This is a genomic window from Ensifer sp. LC384, assembly GCF_001695865.1.
Taxonomy (GTDB): Bacteria; Pseudomonadota; Alphaproteobacteria; order Rhizobiales; family Rhizobiaceae; genus Ensifer.
Genome location: NZ_MBST01000028.1, coordinates 41,862 through 61,033 on the forward strand (window position 1 = coordinate 41,862; position 19,172 = coordinate 61,033).

Genomic DNA, 19,172 nt, shown 5'->3' on the forward strand with positions numbered 1-19,172 from the left:
CCATGTGGAGTAACTGGCGAAGGTCCGCGGATTACTATTCCTTCACAGGCCCGCTGGTTCCGCGGAGCAAGATCGACTATTTATCGGTGTGAGTTGTTGCGTCGTCGCCATCTAAACTCTGGCGTTCAATTGTCCATTCTAATTTTTTTGGAGTTTCGCCATGCCCTCCAAACCCAAGACAGTGGACACAACCAAAGCGACTAAAGCCGCGCTCTACGCCGCGCGCAATGTCCTAACGCGCGACGCCCAAGAGGAGCTGCAGCTCCGCATTCCGTTCGACGTCTATTTCCAAGATCCCGCGCTCCGCACACTGCGTCGAAACTTCGACTTCGACGAAACCTTCGATGTGCCTTGGGAGCCGGGCATCGGCGACGGTCCTACCAGCGCCCGCTTCGCTGTTGTCGACTACGATTCCTCTGCGGAAACCCTTGCGCCGCCGGCAACCTGGGACGCCGAGAACAATGTCTTCACGGACACAAATGGCGTGCCTCTCAACAAAGCCAACATCGCGTCACCGCAATATCGTCAGGTCAATGTCTGGGCCACTTTGCAAAATGCGCTCGACTTCTATGAGAACGGTTTTGGCCTCGGCCGACGTATCCCATTCGGCTTTGAGGGCAACAGGTTGATCGTCGTCCCCAACGCCGGCTACGGCGAGAACGCCTACTACGACCGCGACAGCAAGTCACTCCAATTCTACTATTTCGACAGCGGCAAGAAGCGCGTCTATACCAGCCTTTCCGCCGACATCATCAATCACGAGTTCGGCCACGCCGTGCTCGATGGCCTCCGCCCTTTGCTGGCCGAGTCTGTCAGTGCCGAAACGGCCGCCTTTCATGAATTCTTCGGCGACCTGTCGGCCATCCTCATCGCCTTCCGCAACAACAAGCTGCGTAAATGGCTCGCTGCCGAAACCGGCGGCGACCTCTCCGTCGACAGTGCGCTGTCAAATTTGGCAGAGGAATTCGGCGGAGCCGTCCAGAACCAGCCATATTTGCGCAGCGCGCTGAACAAGCTACGTTACAGTTCAATCAAGGATGACCAACGCCAGCACTACATGTCGCAGGTTCTGACCGGCGCGATGTTCGACATCGTCCAGAGGCTGTCGCGCCACTACATGAAGCGCGGCCGAACTCTTGGGGAGGCCTTCTGGCATACCATCCGCCGCATGCAGTGCATGGCGATCCAGCCCCTGGATTTGTTGCCGCCCGTCGACCTGACGTTCGAGGACTATGCCCTCGCGGTGCTGCGCAATGAGGAAATCGTCAACCCGACCGATCCGGATGGCTACCGGCAGATGATGATTGACGTGTTTCTAGAGCGCGAGGTCCTAAGCCCTGAGACGGGTCGCAAGCTGCAGGAACCGCACGACGTTTTCACGCGGTTGCGCACGCAGGTCTATCATCACGCCGCCGATATCGCCAGTTCCCGCGCCGCGGCCTACCGCTTCCTCGACGACAACCGCAGCGCTCTTTTCATTCCCTACAGTGCCGATATCGCGGTGCAGGATCTCTCTACCGCAGTTAAACTCACTGCCGATGCGCGCCGCCAGCCGCGGCAGGTTCTCCTCCAGTACACCTGGCGGGAGGACGTTGTTCTCGAGGGCGGACGCTTCGGCCAGTTCGCCGGCGAGACGACCAGCATGCTGTGCGGCGGCACGCTGGCGCTCGATATCGACGGCAATCTGCTCTCCTGGATGCGCAAGCCCGGCACCCAGCCGCTCATGGGCAAGGGCGCTGACGAAAGTGCTGAAGAGCAGGGCGGCGCCCTGCGCAAGGAAGCGTTCCTCAATGCGCTGGCGGCTCGGATCAAGGCCGGGCGGATCGGCGAGATCGCGGGCGGCGAACTTGGCATCCTCGAGAAGACGGTTGCGCCCCTGACCGCGAGCAAGGTCGGTGGCATTTTGCGCTTCTCGCTCTCGCCCCATGTGGGCATCCACAGCGACGAGCACGATGAAATGGGAGAAAGCCAATGGCAGATAAGCTCCTGATCCGTGCCTACAATGTGGGCTGCGGCGACTGCATCTATGTCCGCATTCCGAAGGCACGGAAGAAGGACGGCCAGGTCGACGACTTTCACATGCTGATCGATTGTGGCAGCAAAGCCGGGGAGGCGGTCCTCAAAGCCGCCCTCAATCTCCTGAAGCCTGAGCTGCCGCTCGCCAATGGCAAGCGGCGCCTCGATCTCGTCGTGCTCAGCCACGAGCACGAGGATCACATGAAGGGCTTCAACCCACTGTTTTTTGAGGACGTTGCCATCGAGAACATTTGGCTGAGCGCGGCCATGAATCGCAAGCATCCGCAATCCAAGATCGCTCGTGCCTTCCACAATCTCGCCGAAACGGCGATGCGTAATGTTGCCAAGCGCCGCGTCGCCCTTAGTCCGGCTTTGCAGGAGATGGTCAGTCTCTACAGCATCAGCAACGAGGCGGCTGTCAAAACGCTCACCGAAACCCTGCCGGAGCAAAACGGCATTGCGCCGGTCTACGTCCATAGCGACAGCAAGGCCGCGGAGCTCAACCTCAAGACCCTCGTTGGCGACGTCGCGTTCACGATCCTCGGCCCCGATTACAATATCGACTACTACTACATGGGCGATGAAGGGGCCATCGATCTAAGGGCCTTCTCTGAGGCTGCCGCCGGCGTGCTCGCCTCGGGTCGAGCGCCGGCCGGCGTGCAGCCTGGCAATATTAGCAGTCTCGACTTCCGCCGGTTGCAGTCGCGCATGATGTCCAACGCCTTTGCTTACACTGCCAAGGACAGCACCTTAATCAACAACACAAGCATCATGTTGTTAATCGGATGGCGCGGCCGACGCCTACTGTTTGTCGGCGATGCAGAATGGGAGGGGACATTCGTCGACGGGCAGCATAATGGTGCCTGGAATGTTGCGTGGAAAAGGCAGAGAGCGAAGCTCGACCAGCCGGTCGACTTCCTCAAAATTGGGCACCACGGCAGCACCAACGCCACCCCATGGAATGATAAGGAGGATGGCACGGTCACCGAGGCCAGCACCATTCTCGACGCTATCCTGCCGCTTCCCGCCGGCAACATGCCGAAATCCGGGCCAAAGGCGGTCGTCTCCACCGCCCGCACCCCTTATGACGTCATTCCGCGCTCCACTTTGTTGGTCGAGATCGCCAAACGCGTCTCCAATACAAAGATCTACGCGCCGCTGTTGTCTGCGGCGCAGATCCAAGGCCTCCCAAACTACGCCGGCTTCGAGGAGACATTGCTGGGCGAGCCGCAACCTCAGCGCACCGACATGGAAACGCTGGTGACCGGAAAGCCCTATGTCGATATCGAGATCGAACCTGCGGCGGGGCATTAGCGGTAGTGCCACCACCGTGTGTCTGCGCCGCGTCGCGACCTGCGCTCCATGGAGTGGCGCGGCTATGGAAGGGTACCTTCACGGCCGGTTCCGGCCATCTGTTGCAACCAGCGAGCGAAATGCACCACGCGCGAGCGCGCGAGGCGCTCGCCGGAAATGTCGAGCCAGTAGCCGATTGGCCCCGTCACCACCACCGGGTCGAGCTGGATCAGGCTGCCGGCCTGCAATTCGGCTTCGATCATGTTGCGGTCCACCACGGCAAGCCCCGCCCCGGTCAGAGCGGCCTGAATCACCATGTCGAGTGTGGCGAATTCCATGGCATTTTCAGGCAGATCCCGGCGGTCGCGCTGCGCGGCGGCAAACCAGTTGTCCCAGGTGGGCAGGCGGCGGGATTCATCCAGCACATAGAGCAGGCAGCTGCGACGGAGGCGCTCGGGATCGGCCTGAAGCTCGGGCGCGCACACCGCGATATGCTGTTCGGTCATCAGCCGCGTGCTGGTATGACGCTCCCGCGGACCGGCGCCGAAACGGATCACGCAGTCGAAACGCACATTGTCATCGCCCCGCATATGCAGCGACAGGTCGAGATCGGGAAAGCGCTGGCGGAAGGAGGTCAGCCGCCGCGACAGCCAGCGCGCGGCAAACGTCGGCGGCGCCAGTACCTTCAGGGTCTGCCGCGGGACCGTCGCGCGCACCTCGCGCACCGCGTCGTCGATCAGATCGAAAGACACCACCAGTCGCTCATGCAGCACGGCACCTGCTTCCGTCAGCGCGACGCTGTTGCCGATACGGCGGAAGAGCGCGACGTCGAGCGTGCTCTCGAGCTGTCGGATCTGCCGGCTGACCGCGCTCTGGGTCACACCCAGCCGGTGCGCCGCCTGGGTAAAGCTGAGACATTGCCCCACGGCGGCGAAGACCCGCAGAGACGTCAGGGACGGAGAAACCGACATCGTAACGACACCTGGCTTTGCGCCCGGAGCAGCAGGTCCCGGCCGACCGGTTCCGTCCCGCCCCGATCGGCATTGAGATCTGGACCCGGCATGTTCGACGCTTGCCGGCAGCGTCAGAAAGCGCCGCGCCCCGGCGCCGCCTCGATAAGATCGCGGGTATAGGGATGCTGCGGCCGGGTCAAGACCTGGCTTGCCGGGCCACGCTCGACCACATGGCCCTGGCTCATCACCACGATCTCGTCGCTGATCTGGGCTGCGACCCTGAGATCATGGGTGATGAAGACCACCGCGAGCGACAAGCGCTTCTGCAGATCGGCCAATAGATCGAGCACCTGTGCCTGGACCGAGACATCCAGCGCCGAGACGCTTTCGTCGGCGATCAGCACATCGGGCCGCATCGCCAGTGCCCGGGCGATGCCGATCCGCTGGCGCTGTCCGCCGGAAAAGGCAGCGGGACGGCGGTCATAGGCGCTGGATTGCAGGCCGACGAGTTCCAGCAGTTCCTTTGTCCGCGTGACCGCCTCCGTGCGGCTTGCACCCGACAGCATCGCGGCGCGCGCGATCATCGGCCCCACCTTACGGCGCGGATTGAGCGAACCGAAGGGGTCCTGGAAGATCATCTGGATCCGGCGCCGCATGCGGCGCAGCGCGCCTCCCTTGAGGTCGAGCATCGCCTGCCCGGCGACGGAGATCGTCCCCGAGGTCGGGTCGGTCAAGCGGATCAGGTTCTTGGCGATGGTGGACTTTCCCGACCCGGATTCGCCGACGATCGACAGCACCCGCCCCGGCGCGACCGAAAGCGCGATGTCATGCAGCACCTGCTTGACGCCATAGCAGTGGTTCAGCCCGGTGACCTCCAGCGCCGGCGCCTCGGTCCCGGCCGACGGGCGATCGTGCGGCACCAGACTCGGCACGGCCGCGATCAACGCCCGGGTATAGTCGTGCTGTGGCGATGTCAGCACTTGCTTGGCGCTGCCGACCTCCACCACCTCGCCACGGCGCATCACGGCGATCCGGTCGGCAATATCGGCCACCACGCCGAGGTCGTGGGTTATGAAGATGATGCCGTGGCCGTGGTTGTCGCGCAGTTCCCGGATCAGCTTCAGCACCTGGGCCTGGGTCGTTACATCGAGCGCAGTGGTCGGTTCGTCGGCGATCAGCAGCTTCGGATTCATCGCCAGCGCCATGGCGATGACCACCCGCTGGCACTGGCCACCTGAAAGCTGGTGGGGGAAACTCTTGAGGATACTGTCCGGCTCGGGCAGGTGCATTTCCTCGACCAGCTTGCGCGCCCGCGCGGCACGTTCCGCCCGCGAATAGTCGGAATGCAGCTCGAAAACCTCCTCGATCTGCTGGGCGACGGTCAGGGCCGGATTCAGCGAGGCCATCGGCTCCTGGAAGATCATGCCGATATCCTTGCCGCGAATGTCGCGCCACTGGCGTTCGCTCAGCGTGAGCAGGTCGCGCCCGCCCATGAGGGCCCCGCCGGCGGCGACGCGCAGTCCTTTCGGCGCGGCTCCCATCAGCGCGGCCGTCAGTACGGACTTGCCCGAGCCGGATTCGCCGACGACGCAGAGGATCTCGGCGGGCCTCACCTCCAGCGAGACGTCATGCACCGCGAAGGGCCGGTCGGCGCCTTTCGGCAGCGCCACGGAAAGATTGCGGATTTGCAGCAGGGGCTGGGTCATGCCTGGCGCTCCTTCGCGTCGTTCACCTCACGCAAGCCGTCGGCCAGCAGGCTGAGGCCAAGGGTCAGGGACGAAATCGCGATACAGGGGAAGATCACGAGATGAGGGAAGGCGATGGCCATGGACCGGCCTTCGTTGACCATGCCGCCCCAGTCGGGTGTCGGCGGCGGCAGGCCGAGCCCCAGGAACCCGAGCGTGCCGATGGTGATCGCCGTGTAGCCGAGCCGCAGGCAGAAATCGACGGAGAGCGGTCCGGTCGTGTTGGGCAGGATGTCCACGAGCAGGATGCGCCAGGTGCTTTCGCCCTGGGTGATGGCGGCCTTGACGAAGTCGCGGCTGGCGATGTCGATGGTGATGCCGCGCACGATGCGGAAGATGGCGGGCGCGCTGCTGAACGTTACGGCAATGACGATGTTCACCGGCGAGGCGCCGATCACCACGATGATGACGATGTAGAGCACCAGCACCGGGAAACTCAGCACCACGTTGGCGAGGAACGAAAGCACCGCATCCGTCCGCCCTCCGGCATACCCTGCCACGAGGCCGAAGATCAGCCCGAACGCGTAGGCGGTCAGCGTGGCCAGCGTGGAGTAGATCACCACCGTGCGGGCGCCCCAGACGAGGCGCGAGAAGATGTCGCGCCCCAGCATGTCGGTGCCGAACAGAAAGAACTCGCCCTTGGCGCCCACCGTCATCGGCTTGGTGAGCGGCTGCAGCGTCTGCAGGGGATCATAGGGAGCGATCAGTGGCGCGAGGATGGCGACCAGCAGCCAGCCGAGGGCCAGCACGCCGCCCACCAGGACGAGGGGTTTTGTCAGATAGGGAAACAGCGTCTTCATGCCTTGGCTCCCAGGGCGATGCGTGGATTCAGCCAGCCGTAGATCAGGTCGGACAGGATCTGGCTCAGCACGACGACGAGAACCGAAACCATGGCGCAGGCTTCGATCAGGTAGATATCCTGGTTCAGCGCCGCGTCGTAAAGAAGCGTGCCGAAGCCCTTGTAGGCGTAGAAGACCTCGATCACGATGACGCCCGACAGAAGCCAGGGCAATTGCAGCATGATGACCGTGATCGGGGTGATCAGCGCATTGCGCAGCGCATGACGCAGCACGATGCGGCCCATGCCGGCGCCCTTAAGCCGCGCGGTGCGGATGTAGTGGGTGCCCATCACGTCGGCCATCGAGGCCCGCGTCACCCGCGCAAGATAGCCCATAGAATAGAGCCCGAGCACCGAGACGGGCAGGACCAGTTCGGCCAGCGAAAACCCCGAGATCATCGTGCTCGCCCCCGGCAGGAGACCCAGCCAGAAGACGAAGATCCCCGACAGGAACACCGCCGATGCGAAATCCGGTATGGAGGTGGTCACCACCGAGAAGACCGAGATCACCCGGTCGAGGAGCGAGCCCGGCCGCATGCCGGCAAGCACGCCGAGGCCGAGGCCGAAGACCACGATCACCAGCAGGGCCCCGCCGGCGAGAAGGCCCGAAGCCGCAAGACGCGGCATCACCATCTCCGCCACCGGGGCGCGGAAGAAGGTGGACATGCCCCAGTCTCCCGTCACGAAATTGCCAAGCCAGCGCACGTAGCGCAGGGCGAAAGCATCGTTATAGCCGTTCTGCGCCAGCCAGGCCGCGCGCTGCTCGACGGTCGAATATTGTCCCAGCACCTTGACCGCGACATCCTCGACATTCACTTCCAGCGCCAGAAAGATCAGGAACGAGACCACCAGCATCGTCGCGACCGCAATCGCGACCTTTCTCATCAGGAATATGCCCAGAAACACCGATTCTCCCCCTTCTCCCTGAGATGCGGCCAAGGCCGCATCCTTCGTTCCCGCATGTTCTGACGGCCGGGCGCCCGGCACCCGGCCGTCTCGCCCATTCTCAGGCGAGCCAGACGCCATCCATGCGGAAGTAATCCGACGGATGCAGCACGAAGCCGCGGACCTTTTCGGCCGCCGCGCTAAGGCGCTCGGCCCAGAACGGCTGTACCATCACGGCATTGTCCTGGAGGATGCGCTCGACCTCCTGCATGGCGGCTTTGCGCGCCTGCGGATCGACCACGGCCATCGCCTTGTCCAGCGCTGCATCGAATTCGGGGCTGGCGAAGCGGCTTTCGTTCCAGGACCCGCCCGAACGGTAGGCGAGGTCCAGGGTCATCGTACCCAGCGGACGATGCGCCCAGAATGTCAGGCCGAAAGGCACCTTGTTCCAGATCGGCCAATATTGCGATGCGGGCAGCACGTTGAGCTTCAGCCGGATGCCCGCTTCCGCAAGGTTCTGCTGCAACACCTGCGCGGTGTCCTGCTCCCATTTGCCCTGCGTGTTGCCGAGGGTCAGCTCGATATCCAGCCCGTCGGCATAGCCGGCCTCGGCCAGCAGCGCCTTGGCCTTTTCCACATCGCGCGCAGTCGCCGGCAAGGGGAAATAGTCGGCCTGCGTGGGCGAGACATGGTGGTTCGCGCCCAGATCGCCCTGGCCGCGATAGGCGACATCGAGCATCTGCTGGTTGTTGGCGGCCAGCACGACCGCCTTGCGAACACGGATATCGTCGAAGGGCTTCTGATCCACCTGCATGCGCATGACGATGGTGTTTGCGCCCTTGACCGAGAGGATCTGGATGTTGGGCAGCGATTTCATCAGGTCGTATTCGGCGATGGTGGCGCGATAGATGACATCCACCTGCCCGCTGGAGAGCGCCGCCAGGTGCGTCGTCACATCCGGGCCGAGGTCGATGTACTGGATTTCGTCCAGACGGGCGGGCGTGCCCCAGTAATCAGGCCGCTTGCGGAAGATGGCCTGCCGGCCGACCTCGTGGCTGACCAGCGCGAACGGCCCCGTTCCCACCGGATCGGCCGGCCAGTTGCCCTTGAAGCTGCGGTGCACGATGGGGCAGGTGTAGGAATAAAGCTGTTCGGGCAGCGACGCCATGGCGCGCGACAGGGTGATGCGTACGCTGTGATCGCCGGTCTTTTCCACGCGCGAGATCGCGCCGAAGGCGGTCTTGTTCGAGCTTTGCGAATCCGGGGCGATCCAGCGCTCGATGTTGAAGATCACGTCCTCGGGCAAGAAATCGTCGCCGTTCGACCATTTGGCGCGTTCGTCCAGCTCGAAGTCCCAGACGGTGAGGTCCGCCGAGGGTGTCCAGCTTTTCGCCAAATAGGGGTGGGTGACGTTGTGCTCGTCGACATAGGTCAGGAATTCGAGGCTGTTGCGGAACAGGTTCGATGCCTCGATCCAGTTGGTCATCATCGGATCGGTGATTTCCTGGATCTGGCAGGCAAAGCGCAGGGTGCCGCCGTCCTTCGGGGTTTCCTGGGCGAATGCCTTGCCGCCGAACGCGTTTGCGCCGCCCACGGCTACGCCGAGCCAAGCCAGAGCGCGCAGAAAGCCGCGCCGGTCGATCTCCCCGGCCGCAAAGCGCTGCTTCAGCGTCTCGGCCTGCGGATGAAGCGGCGCGCCGCTGAGTGTCTTGTAATCCGTCATTTCCTCTTCTCCCTTTTTTAGAAATGCCTCACTGGCCGGACCGCGATCCGGTCCGGCCCTCCCCTCAGGCAACCGCTGCCATGGGCGTGGCGAAACGCCCGGCCGCCGGACGCGGCTCGCGCGGCTTGCGTTTGCCGGCGGTGTAGTCGTTGATCAGGTCGCAAGGCGTGTAGTTGCGCTCGATCTCGAAGACCTCCTCGTCGTCAAGATCGATCGACAGCGCGGCCAGCGCGCTGTCGAACTGCGCCTTCGTGTCGGCGCCGACCAGCATGGACGAAATCTCCGGCTTCCTCAGAACCCAGGCCTGAGCGACCTGCGCCGGGGTGATGCCGCGCGCCTCGGCCACGCGGGCGACGGACATGGCAATGTCGCGCGAGGCGCGATCATTATACATCTCCGCGGTGAAGAAATCGGTCTGGTTGCGGATCGAGTTCATGTCATTGGTCAGGATGCCGCGCGCCAGCGGGCTGAAGACAGAAACGCCCACGCCCCGATCCACGCAGAAGGGGATCATCTCGCGCTCTTCCTCGCGGTAGGCGCAATTGAGCTGAAGCTGCATGTTGATCGGGCGGGCCCAGCCGTTCCGTTCGCAGACGTTCAGGATTTTGGCGAACTGCCAGGTGAACATGGTCGAGACGCCGATGTAGCGCGTCTTGCCCGCGCGCACGAGGTCGTTCATCGCCTCCATGGTCTCTTCGACCGGGGTTTCGGCATCGAAGTAATGCAACATGTAGATATCGACATAATCGCTCTTCATGCGCGCGAGAGAGCCGTCCATCGCGTCGAAGACGCGCTTGCGCGAATGGCCGCCATTGTTGGCGCCGCCACCGATCGGGTAGCCCAGCTTGGTGGTGATGATCAGCTCGTCACGCCGCGCCAGGCGCCGCAGCACGTTGCAAACCACTTCCTCACCTGCACCCGCCGAGTAGAAGTCAGCAAGGTCGATGAAGTTCACGCCGTTGTCGAGCGCATGGCCGATGATCGGCTCGCTTTCGGTTTCGTCGAAAATCCATGGTTTCCACGACTTGGAGCCCATGTTCATCGTGCCGAGGCAGAGCCGCGAGACCTTGAGGCCGGATTGGCCGAGACGGATGTATCGCATCGTTTGAGACTTTCGGGTTGAGCGATGGGAGGTGTGCGCCCGGGGCATGCCCCGGGAAAATCCGGTGCGGGATCAGTCGCCGAAATAGACCCAGACCCCCTTGGTCCGGGTATAGGAAGACAGGGAATGGATGGCCATTTCCTTGCCCCAGCCGCTTTCCTTGAAGCCGCCGAAGGGGCTGGAAAGGCCGTAGCAGCCATAGCGGTTGACGAAGACCATGCCCGCATCCAGCCGCTCGGCCATGCGGTGCGCCAGCGTTACGTTGCCGGTGTAGACCCCGGCGGCGAGCCCGTAGGCCGTGCCGTTTGCGATTGCGACCGCCTCTTCCGGCGTCGAGAACGGCGTGCAGGACAGCACCGGTCCGAAGATCTCCTCCTGCGCGATGCGGGCGGTTTCCGGCACGTTCGAGAAGATGGTGGGGCGGATGAAAAGGCCGTTCGCATTCTCGCCCGCGCGGTCGTCCCGCCCGCCCGCGACAAGCTCGGCCTCGGTCTTGCCAATCTCGATATAGCTCATGATGCGGCGGAACTGCGCCTCGTTGCATTGTGGACCCTGCTGGGTCTCCGGCGCCAGCGGATCGCCGCAGCGCACCGCCTCGGCCTTGGCGATCAACCGCTCCAGAACGTAGTCGTAGATGCCCTTCTGGATCAGGAAGCGCGTCGGCTCGGAGCACTTCTCGCCCTTGTGCGAGAACATCACGGTGAAGGCGCGGTCGATCGCCCCGTCGAGGTTCGGCGTATCATCAAAGAAGATGCAGGGCGACTTGCCGCCAAGCTCCAAGGTTACGGCCTTGAGGTTCGAAACGCCCGAATTCTGCACGATCTTGCGCCCGACCACGGTCGAGCCGGTGAAGGAGACCTTGTGCACGTTGCGGCTCAACGTGAGTTGGTTCGCCGCCTCGCCATCGGTAAGGATGAGGTTCAGCAGGCCCTTCGGCAGGTCAAGTTCCAGGTCGATCAGTTCGAAGAGGTAGAGCGTGGCAAGCGGGGTAAATTCCGAGGGCTTCATCACCACGGTGTTGCCCATGGCAAGCGCCGGAGCGATCTTCAGGCTGGCCTGGTAAAGCGGGAAATTCCACGGTGCGATCAGCCCGCAGACGCCGACCGGATCCTTCGAGGTGAAGTTCAGGAAGCCGTCCTCGACCGGTGAAACCTCGCCGTAATACTTGTCCGTCCAGCCCGCATAATATTCGAAAATGTCGGCGCAGGTCGGGATGTCGTCGACCAGCGCCTCGGCATAGGTCTTGCCGTTCGCGAGCGATTCCAGCAGCGAGAGTTTTTCGACATTCTCGCGGATAAGCCGGGCGATGGCGTTCAGCAGGTCGGCCCGCGCCTTGCGCGACGTCTTTCGGCTCCAGACCTCGCTGCGGTGGCAGCGGTTGGCGGCGAGCGCGGCGGTCTCGACCTGGTCCGCGTCGGCGAGCGCGATCGAGCAGAGCAGCTTGCCGGTCGCCGGGTTCATCACCTTCCATTCGGCGCCCGCGCCCCGGACCCATTCGCCGTCGATATACTGCTTCTTCTCCGCGGCCAGCCAGCGTTCGGCCCAAGCGAGATCAGTTTGCTGCAACATGTCTTTCATGCCTTGGTTTGTGAGAGAGTGAGGTTGGAAATCCCTATGGAAAGGTTCAGCCGGCTTCCGCCTCGGCCACCTTGCGGCGAACGAAGGCGAGGTCTCCAGCCGCCTCCTTCGCGACCGCCGAGGCGTGGCTATAGCCCTTGAGCTGCTTCAGCCGGATCAGCGAGGGCAGCAGGCTTGTGGCGTTGTCGGTGTTGCGCGCCGCATCGGGCCGCATCCCCTGCACGCAGTTGCGTCGCAGGGTGGAAACCCCGGCCTGCAGGATCGCGATCATGTCGAGGAGGCCGGTAATGACCACGGCTTCCCACGGGTTGTAGTCCATTTCGCCATGATCTCCGGTCATGGCCACCGCGGCGGCGCGGCCGCAGGCCAGCATGCCGCACTGCACCATGAATTCCGGGATGGTCGGGTTGACCTTGCCCGGTATGGCCGACGATCCAGGCTGCACCGCAGGCAGGCGGATTTCGCCGAGGCCGCCATGCGGTCCCGATGCCATCAGTCGCAGATCCTTGGCGAAGCGGATGAGCGTGCGCGCGGTCTGGTCGAGCGATCCGGCCAGCGCCAGCAGACGGTCATGCGCCTGCGAGGCGGCGAACAGGTTGTCGGTGCGAACGAGCCCGTCGGGCAGGCCCGCCTGTGCGAGCTGCTCGTTGAGCACGGGAATGATCCGCGCGAAGAAGGCAGGTTCGCAATCGGTCGAACGGCCGATGATATTGCCGCCGATGCTGATGCGGCGCAGCCCCTCGGCGTCCTGCGCGGCCCGCGCAACATTGAGCCGCAGGCAGGCGGCGACGCCGCCGAGATAGTCCTCAAAGCCGATGTCAACCGCATCCTGGAGACAGGTGCGGGCGAGCTTGCGCAGCGGCGCCCATTCGGCGCCCAGCCGGTCAAGATCCGCCGCAAGCCCTTCTATTTCCTGCGAAATACCATCGAAGGCGACCAGCGCGGAGATATGGCAACCGGTGGAAAGGCAATCGGCCGTGGAATGGTTGAGGTTCACGTGGTCGTTCGGATGGATCGGCGCATAGCTGCCGTAGGCGGCGCCGAAACCTTCGGCATTGGCGAGATTGGCCAGCACCTCGTTGACATTCATGTTGAAGGAAATACCGCCGCCGCCATGGAAGGCATGGACCGGGAAAGCCTCGGGGCGCGGCCGCGCCAGCAGCTCATCGACCGCGCGGGTGATCGCTTCGCCCATGGCGGCAGCGATCGCGCCGATCTCGATATTGGTGCGTGCCGCCGCTTTCTTGACCTGAAGCATGGCCTCAAGGAGCAGCGGATAATCGGAAAACCGCGCCGCGCCACCAAGCGGATAGAGTTCGACCGCCCGTTGCGTCTGGATGCCGAACAGCGCCGACGACGGTACGGTGTGCGCGCCGATGCTGTCGAATTCCTGACGGGTCGGGGGATGTTCTGGGGTCATGCACGCTGTTCTCCTCTCCAGCGGGGCGCATAGATCGGGTATTTGACCACGTGTGACAAACGACTATCGTGCAGAGGTCATTCCTAAAACTCATGTGCTGTGCGAGGCCGGATGACAGAGCCGCACCGGAGAAAGCGACCACGCCGCCCGGGAGGTGTTTGCCGCCGTGGCATCCCGCTTTGTGCGGCAGGAAGACCGCCGCTATCGTTTTGTCGCTATCCATTTGACTATGCTGCCGGCGATCTTCGCGTATGATGCCGGACGTTTCCCGCACCGCCGCACCCGAGCCGGCGAGTGCGCAACATCGTTCGAGAGGATCATGCGAAAGCTTCCCGGTTTGTCGGCAATGAGGGTGTTCGAAGTGGTCGGGCAGACCCGCAGTTTCACGCGGGCGGCCGAACGGCTGAACCTGACGCAGAGCGCCGTCAGCAAGCAGATCAAGAATCTCGAGGACGACATCCGCGAACCGCTGCTCATCCGTCATCACCACCGCCTCGAACTGACCCCGGCAGGCACGGCCCTGCTCGAAACCATCCGGCAGGCGTTTCACGACATCGAGATGTCGCTGCGCGGCATCGCCGAAAAGCAGAACCGTAACCGGCTCCGGATCAATGTGCCGCCGACATTCGCCAAGCGCTGGCTGGTGCCGCGGCTGGCGGGCCTCAAGAGCAGCCTGCCGGAACTCGACATCAGCATCGGCACGGAGCTTTCCGACAGCATGGCGGAACGGGGTCTGCTTGACTGCGCCGTCCGTTTCGGCGACGGCGAATGGCCGACACTCGATGCCAGCCTGCTGATGAGCGAGAAACATATCGTCGTCGCCGCGCCGTCTCTTCTCGAAGGCAAGGTGCTCGCCACGCCCGGCGACCTCGCGCGGTTCACGTTCCTGCACGTGCTGGCCTCTCCCGACCAGCGTTACCTCACCTGGCGGCACTGGCTGGATGCGGCCGGATTCCCGGAACTGGACACGAGCCGGGGACTGGAATTCGACGTTCTCGACCTCGCCATCGAGGCGGCGCGCTGTGGCCTCGGCGTCACCATCGCCGACCGCTCCATGGTGCGGAACGACCTTCGCAGCGGAACGCTGCGGCAGCTTTTCGACATTCAGGTCGAGGGCCATGAATCCTACTGGTTCGTCACCCGGCCGCAGGCTGCTCTCGCACCCAACGTCCAGGCGTTCCGCGCGTGGCTGTTCTGCGAAGCCGAGGCGGAAAGCCGATGAGCTCGGCCCGACCATTCCTCTGAGGAATGCTGCACCCGAAAATTACTCGTTTGTGCATTTCCACCCGCGAGCGCATCTGAAAGGGCGCAGCGAACGCGGCTAGGGAGAGAGGTCGCCGCCGTGAATTCTTGAGGTTCTCTCCTTCGGCCGCCCCGTCTCTTTGGCGACTGGCGGCCCGCCGAGGTGAGACACCATGAGCGACTATCGCAACTTTTACGCCGGCCGCTTCGTCGAAGCGTCGTCCTCCAATCGGATCGATGTCAGGAACCCGGCGACCGGACAGGTCTTCACCTCCGTACCCGCGGCCACTGAGGCCGATGCCGTCGCCGCCGTCGAAGCCGCCAGTTCGGCGCAGCAGGCCTGGCGCATGCTGCCGGCCATCGAGCGCGGCGATGCCCTGCGGCGCCTGGCCGACGCGCTCGTCAAGCGCGCCGACCGCATCGGCGCGGCGCTCGCCGCCGAATCCGGCAAGAGCTTGGCCGACGCAACCAGCGAGGTCGTCTACGGCGTCGAGTTGATGCGTTACCATGCCGAATGGGCGCGGCGCATCGAGGGTGAGGTCATCGAAAGCGACAACGCCGACGAAACACTCATCCTGCGCCGCGAGCCGATCGGCGTGGTCGCCTGCCTCATCCCCTTCAACTACCCGATCTACACGCTCGTGCGGAAGATCGCGCCGGCGCTGATCGCCGGCAATGCCGTCGTCGTGCGGCCGAGCAACAACACGCCCGCCTCCGCGCTCGTCTTCGCCGAAGCCGTGCTGGATGCGCAATTGCCGGCCGGCCTCGTCAACATCCTGACCATGGACCACGGCGTCGCCCGCACGCTCGCTACCCATCCGGCGGTCGGCATGATCACCCTGACCGGCAGCGTCGGCGCCGGCCAGACCGTGCTCGAATACTGCAAGGCCAACATCGCAAAGCCCTCGCTCGAACTCGGCGGCAAGACGCCCGTCATCGTCGAGCCCGATGCCGACATCGACGCCGTGGCGGCGATGATCGTTTCGGCAAAGACCACCCATTGCGGCCAGGTCTGCACGAGCGCCGAACGCCTCTATGTGCACGAGAGCGTGCATGACCGCCTGCTCGCCAAGCTCAAGGCGGCTTTCGCTGCCCGCGCCTTCGGCGACCGGTCGCGCGATGCTTCCCATATGGGCCCGCTCGCCAACGAGGCCTCAAGGCAGCGTATCCACGCCATGGTGGAGCGCGCCCGCGCCGAGGGCGCCGTCGTCGAGGCAGGCGGCTTCCTGCCGCAAGGCGAAGGCTATTTCTATCCGCCGACCCTGCTGTCCGGCTGCCGCCGGGATATGGAGATCGTGCGCGAAGAGGTCTTCGGTCCCGTGCTTGCCGTCCTGCGCTATTCGGATTTCGAGCAGGCGCTGGCGCTCGCGAGCGACCACCAGTTCGGCTTGAGTTCGGTGCTCTTCACCGAGAACTACCGCAAGGCCATGCGTGCTGCCGCGACCATCGAAGCGGGCGAACTGTATATCAACCGCTTCCCGGCCGATCCCTACCAGGGCTTCCATTCCGGCTGGAAAAAGTCCGGCCTCGGCGGCGACGACGGCAAGCACGGCATGCTGGAATTCACCCAGACCCGGCTCGTCATCCTGAAACACTGATCCGACGACACATGACCGGCCGGACCTTCTGAAAACCGGCCGGGGGAGGAAAACCGTGAGCACAACCCTCGAATCCGCAGCCACGAAGGCGGCGGGCGCGCGCGGGCGCTATCTGCAACTGACCCTGATCGCGATTGCCGCCGGCGCGATCTACCCGATCCTCTATCTTCGCCAGTCCTACCAGACCACGATGCTGGAGGTGCTGCTTCTCGCCTTCCTCCTGTCCGCCGTCAGCCTCATGGGCATGGTGCTGCTGCCCGGCATCGGCTCGACACCGGTGCTGATCGGCCTCATTCTCTTCGTCGGCCTGCTCACCTATGCGATCCGCGGGCTTTACTGGGCGATCCTCGACGATTGCAACGTCCCGGCCCATGTCACCGGCCTTGCGATCGGCATCATTTCCCTCATCGGCTATGCGCCCGACACCTATCTGCCGCTGGTCAACGGCTATCTTTCCGACCGCTATCCGGGCCTTGCCGGATACCAGTTCTACTTCAGCTATATTGCCGTCATCTGCCTGCTCGGCGCGGTCGCGACCGCGATCCTGATGACCCGTCTCAAGTAAAAGGGGTAATCCATGAAGCTCGTCTCCCTCACGACCCATGTCGTCGCCGTGCCCCCACCGCATATCGGCGGCATGTACTGGATCTTCGTCCGCCTCCAAACCGATTGCGGCATCGAAGGCGTCGGCGAAATCTATGCGACCTCGTTCCATCCAAGCGCGATGACAGCGCTGATCGACGACGTGTTCGAGCGCCACCTGCTCGGGCACGATCCGCACCGCATCGAGCGCTTCTGGCGCTCGGCCTATTCGAGCGGCTTCACCCAGCGGCCAGACCCGACCATGATGGGCATCGTCTCCGGCCTCGAAATCGCCTGCTGGGACATCATCGGCAAGGCGGCCGGCCGTCCGGTCTCGGATCTCATCGGCGGCACGGTGCACGAGAAGCTTCGCGCCTACACCTATCTCTATCCGATCAACGCGGCTGGCGAATACGACTATGGCGACCCCGATCTTGCCGCCGAATGGGCCGTGAAGATGGTCGACATGGGCTTCACGGCGGTCAAGTTCGATCCCGCCGGCCCCTACACCAACTATTCCGGCCATCAGCTGTCGCTGGGCGTGATGGACCGCTGCGAGGAATTCTGCCGCAAGATCCGCGGGGCCGTCGGCAGCAGCGCCGATCTCCTGTTCGGCACGCACGGCCAGATGGTGCCGTCCTCGGCAATCCGCCTCGCCCGCCGCCTCGAAAAATACGATCCGCTGTGGTTCGAGGAACCGGTACCGCCAGGGCAGGAGGCCGCCATGGCCGAGGTCGCCCGCGCGACGTCCATCCCGGTTTCGACCGGCGAGCGGCTGACGACCAAATACGAGTTCCAGCGCGTCCTCGAGTGCAAGGCCGCCTCCATCCTGCAGATGAACGTCGCGCGCGTCGGTGGTCTGCTCGAAGCCAAGAAGATCGCCGGCATGGCCGAGGCTTACTACGCGCAGATCGCCCCGCATCTGTATAACGGCCCGGTCGGCGCGGCGGCCAGCATCCAGCTTTCGGCGGCGACGCCCAATTTTCTCATCCATGAGGCAATCGTCGATTTCTCCGGCTTCCACGCCGAGGTGCTGAAGACCAAGCTCACCGTCGAGGACGGCTATATCATCCCCTCGCGCGAACCGGGGCTCGGCATCGAGCTGAACCTGGAGGTCGTTAAGCGCCACACGCCTTATACCGGCGAGCGGCTGCACCTGCAGATGGACAGCCAGCCCGCCGACGTAAAGGCGTTCGCGCCCGCGCGCGGCTGAGGGAGAGGCCATGACCTACGACTATATCATCGTTGGCGCGGGCTCGGCCGGCTGCATCCTCGCCAGCCGCCTCAGCCAGAGCGGCAGGCACAACGTCCTCCTGGTCGAGGCCGGCGGCAACGACAACTCCTTCTGGTTCAAGATTCCGGTCGGTTATTCACACAGCTACTACGATCCGCGCGTCAACTGGATGTATTACAGTGAGCCCGAAGCGCAGCTCCACGACCGGAGCATCTATGTGCCGCGCGGCAAGGTGCAAGGCGGTTCCGGATCGATCAACGCCATGATCTTCGTTCGCGGCGCGCGCGAGGATTTCGACGACTGGTCGCGCGCCGGCAATCCCGGCTGGGCCTATGACGACGTCCTGCCCTATTTCCGCAAGCTGGAGACCCATGCGGGCGGTGCATCCCCCTGGCATGGCGGCAAGGGGCCGATCCACGTCACCCCCATGCGCGGGATGACCCACCGCATTACCGACGCGTTCCTGGAAAGCTGCCGCGCACTCGGCCTGCCGATGAACGAGGATTTCAACGGTGCCTCGATCGAGGGGGCCGGCGTCTACGACGTCAACACCAACCGAGGCCAGCGCTCCCATTCCAGTGCGGAATATCTGCGCCCGGCGCTCGGCCGCCCTAATCTTGTCATCGAGCGCGACACCCAGGTCGAGCGGCTGACCTTCGCCGCGGACGGGCGCGTCACCGGCATCGAGGTGCGGCAAGGTGGAGAAAAACGCATCTTCAGCGCCCGGGAGGAGGTGATCCTGGCGGCCGGCGCGGTCGGCAGCCCGCAGATCATGCAGCTCTCCGGCCTCGGCAATGGGGCCGCGCTCAAGGCGGTTGGCCTTGATGTGCGCCGGCACCTGCCCGCGGTCGGGCAGAACATGCAGGATCATCTTTGCGCGAGCTACTATTACCGCGCGACGATCCCGACCCTCAACGGCGAATTCGGCAGTCTCTTCGGCCAGGCCAAGCTCGGCCTCCAGTA

Annotated in this window: 15 protein-coding genes; 7 read left to right on the forward strand and 8 right to left on the reverse strand. The window is 63.9% G+C overall.

The window, feature by feature from the left end; genetic code table 11:
• Positions 1-160 precede the first annotated feature (160 nt).
• On the forward strand, positions 161-1,990 hold the full coding sequence (locus tag BC363_RS20870; protein WP_065785330.1) for a hypothetical protein: 1,830 nt from the start codon (positions 161-163) through the stop codon (positions 1,988-1,990).
• Positions 1,972-3,330, forward strand: coding sequence for a hypothetical protein (locus tag BC363_RS20875; protein WP_065785342.1), 1,359 nt, complete (start codon positions 1,972-1,974; stop codon positions 3,328-3,330). Before BC363_RS20870 ends, BC363_RS20875 begins: the two co-directional genes overlap by 19 nt.
• 62 nt (positions 3,331-3,392) lie before the next feature.
• Here the strand turns inward: BC363_RS20875 and BC363_RS20880 are convergent, their stop codons facing one another.
• From BC363_RS20880 to BC363_RS20915, 8 genes are all read right to left on the reverse strand, one after another.
• Complete coding sequence (locus tag BC363_RS20880) at positions 3,393-4,280, reverse strand: LysR substrate-binding domain-containing protein (RefSeq protein ID WP_065785331.1); 888 nt, start codon at positions 4,278-4,280, stop codon at positions 3,393-3,395.
• A gap of 113 nt (positions 4,281-4,393) precedes the next feature.
• Complete coding sequence (locus BC363_RS20885) at positions 4,394-5,968, reverse strand: ABC transporter ATP-binding protein (protein WP_065785332.1); 1,575 nt, start codon at positions 5,966-5,968, stop codon at positions 4,394-4,396.
• Entirely contained in the window at positions 5,965-6,807 is an 843-nt protein-coding gene (locus BC363_RS20890) for an ABC transporter permease (RefSeq protein WP_065785333.1), read from the reverse strand. Before BC363_RS20890 ends, BC363_RS20885 begins: the two co-directional genes overlap by 4 nt.
• Positions 6,804-7,751: an ABC transporter permease gene (locus BC363_RS20895; protein WP_244519930.1), complete on the reverse strand. Its 948-nt coding sequence runs from the start codon at positions 7,749-7,751 to the stop codon at positions 6,804-6,806. The genes BC363_RS20890 and BC363_RS20895 overlap by 4 nt, the downstream gene beginning before the upstream one ends.
• A 100-nt stretch (positions 7,752-7,851) precedes the next feature.
• Complete coding sequence (locus tag BC363_RS20900; RefSeq protein WP_065785334.1) at positions 7,852-9,453, reverse strand: ABC transporter substrate-binding protein; 1,602 nt, start codon at positions 9,451-9,453, stop codon at positions 7,852-7,854.
• A gap of 64 nt (positions 9,454-9,517) precedes the next feature.
• Positions 9,518-10,555: an aldo/keto reductase gene (locus BC363_RS20905; protein ID WP_065785335.1), complete on the reverse strand. Its 1,038-nt coding sequence runs from the start codon at positions 10,553-10,555 to the stop codon at positions 9,518-9,520.
• A 72-nt stretch (positions 10,556-10,627) separates the two neighbouring features.
• On the reverse strand, positions 10,628-12,124 hold the full coding sequence (locus BC363_RS20910; protein WP_065785336.1) for an aldehyde dehydrogenase family protein: 1,497 nt from the start codon (positions 12,122-12,124) through the stop codon (positions 10,628-10,630).
• Between the two features lie 55 nt (positions 12,125-12,179).
• A complete protein-coding gene (locus BC363_RS20915) occupies positions 12,180-13,553 on the reverse strand; it encodes a lyase family protein (RefSeq protein WP_065785337.1) in 1,374 nt (457 codons plus the stop codon).
• A gap of 319 nt (positions 13,554-13,872) precedes the next feature.
• Between BC363_RS20915 and BC363_RS20920 the strand changes: the two genes are divergently transcribed.
• The 5 genes from BC363_RS20920 to BC363_RS20940 all read left to right on the forward strand — a co-directional run.
• Positions 13,873-14,775, forward strand: coding sequence for a LysR substrate-binding domain-containing protein (locus BC363_RS20920; protein WP_202618600.1), 903 nt, complete (start codon positions 13,873-13,875; stop codon positions 14,773-14,775).
• 193 nt (positions 14,776-14,968) lie between these two features.
• Positions 14,969-16,393 (forward strand): aldehyde dehydrogenase, encoded by a 1,425-nt coding sequence (aldA, locus tag BC363_RS20925; RefSeq protein WP_065785338.1) that lies wholly within the window; start codon positions 14,969-14,971, stop codon positions 16,391-16,393.
• 55 nt (positions 16,394-16,448) lie between these two features.
• Entirely contained in the window at positions 16,449-16,958 is a 510-nt protein-coding gene (locus tag BC363_RS20930; RefSeq protein WP_065793324.1) for a hypothetical protein, read from the forward strand.
• A 12-nt stretch (positions 16,959-16,970) separates the two neighbouring features.
• Positions 16,971-18,188, forward strand: coding sequence for a mandelate racemase/muconate lactonizing enzyme family protein (locus BC363_RS20935; RefSeq protein WP_065787072.1), 1,218 nt, complete (start codon positions 16,971-16,973; stop codon positions 18,186-18,188).
• 10 nt (positions 18,189-18,198) lie between these two features.
• The coding region (locus BC363_RS20940; RefSeq protein WP_141690386.1) for a GMC family oxidoreductase N-terminal domain-containing protein at positions 18,199-19,172 on the forward strand (974 nt) is incomplete at its 3' end.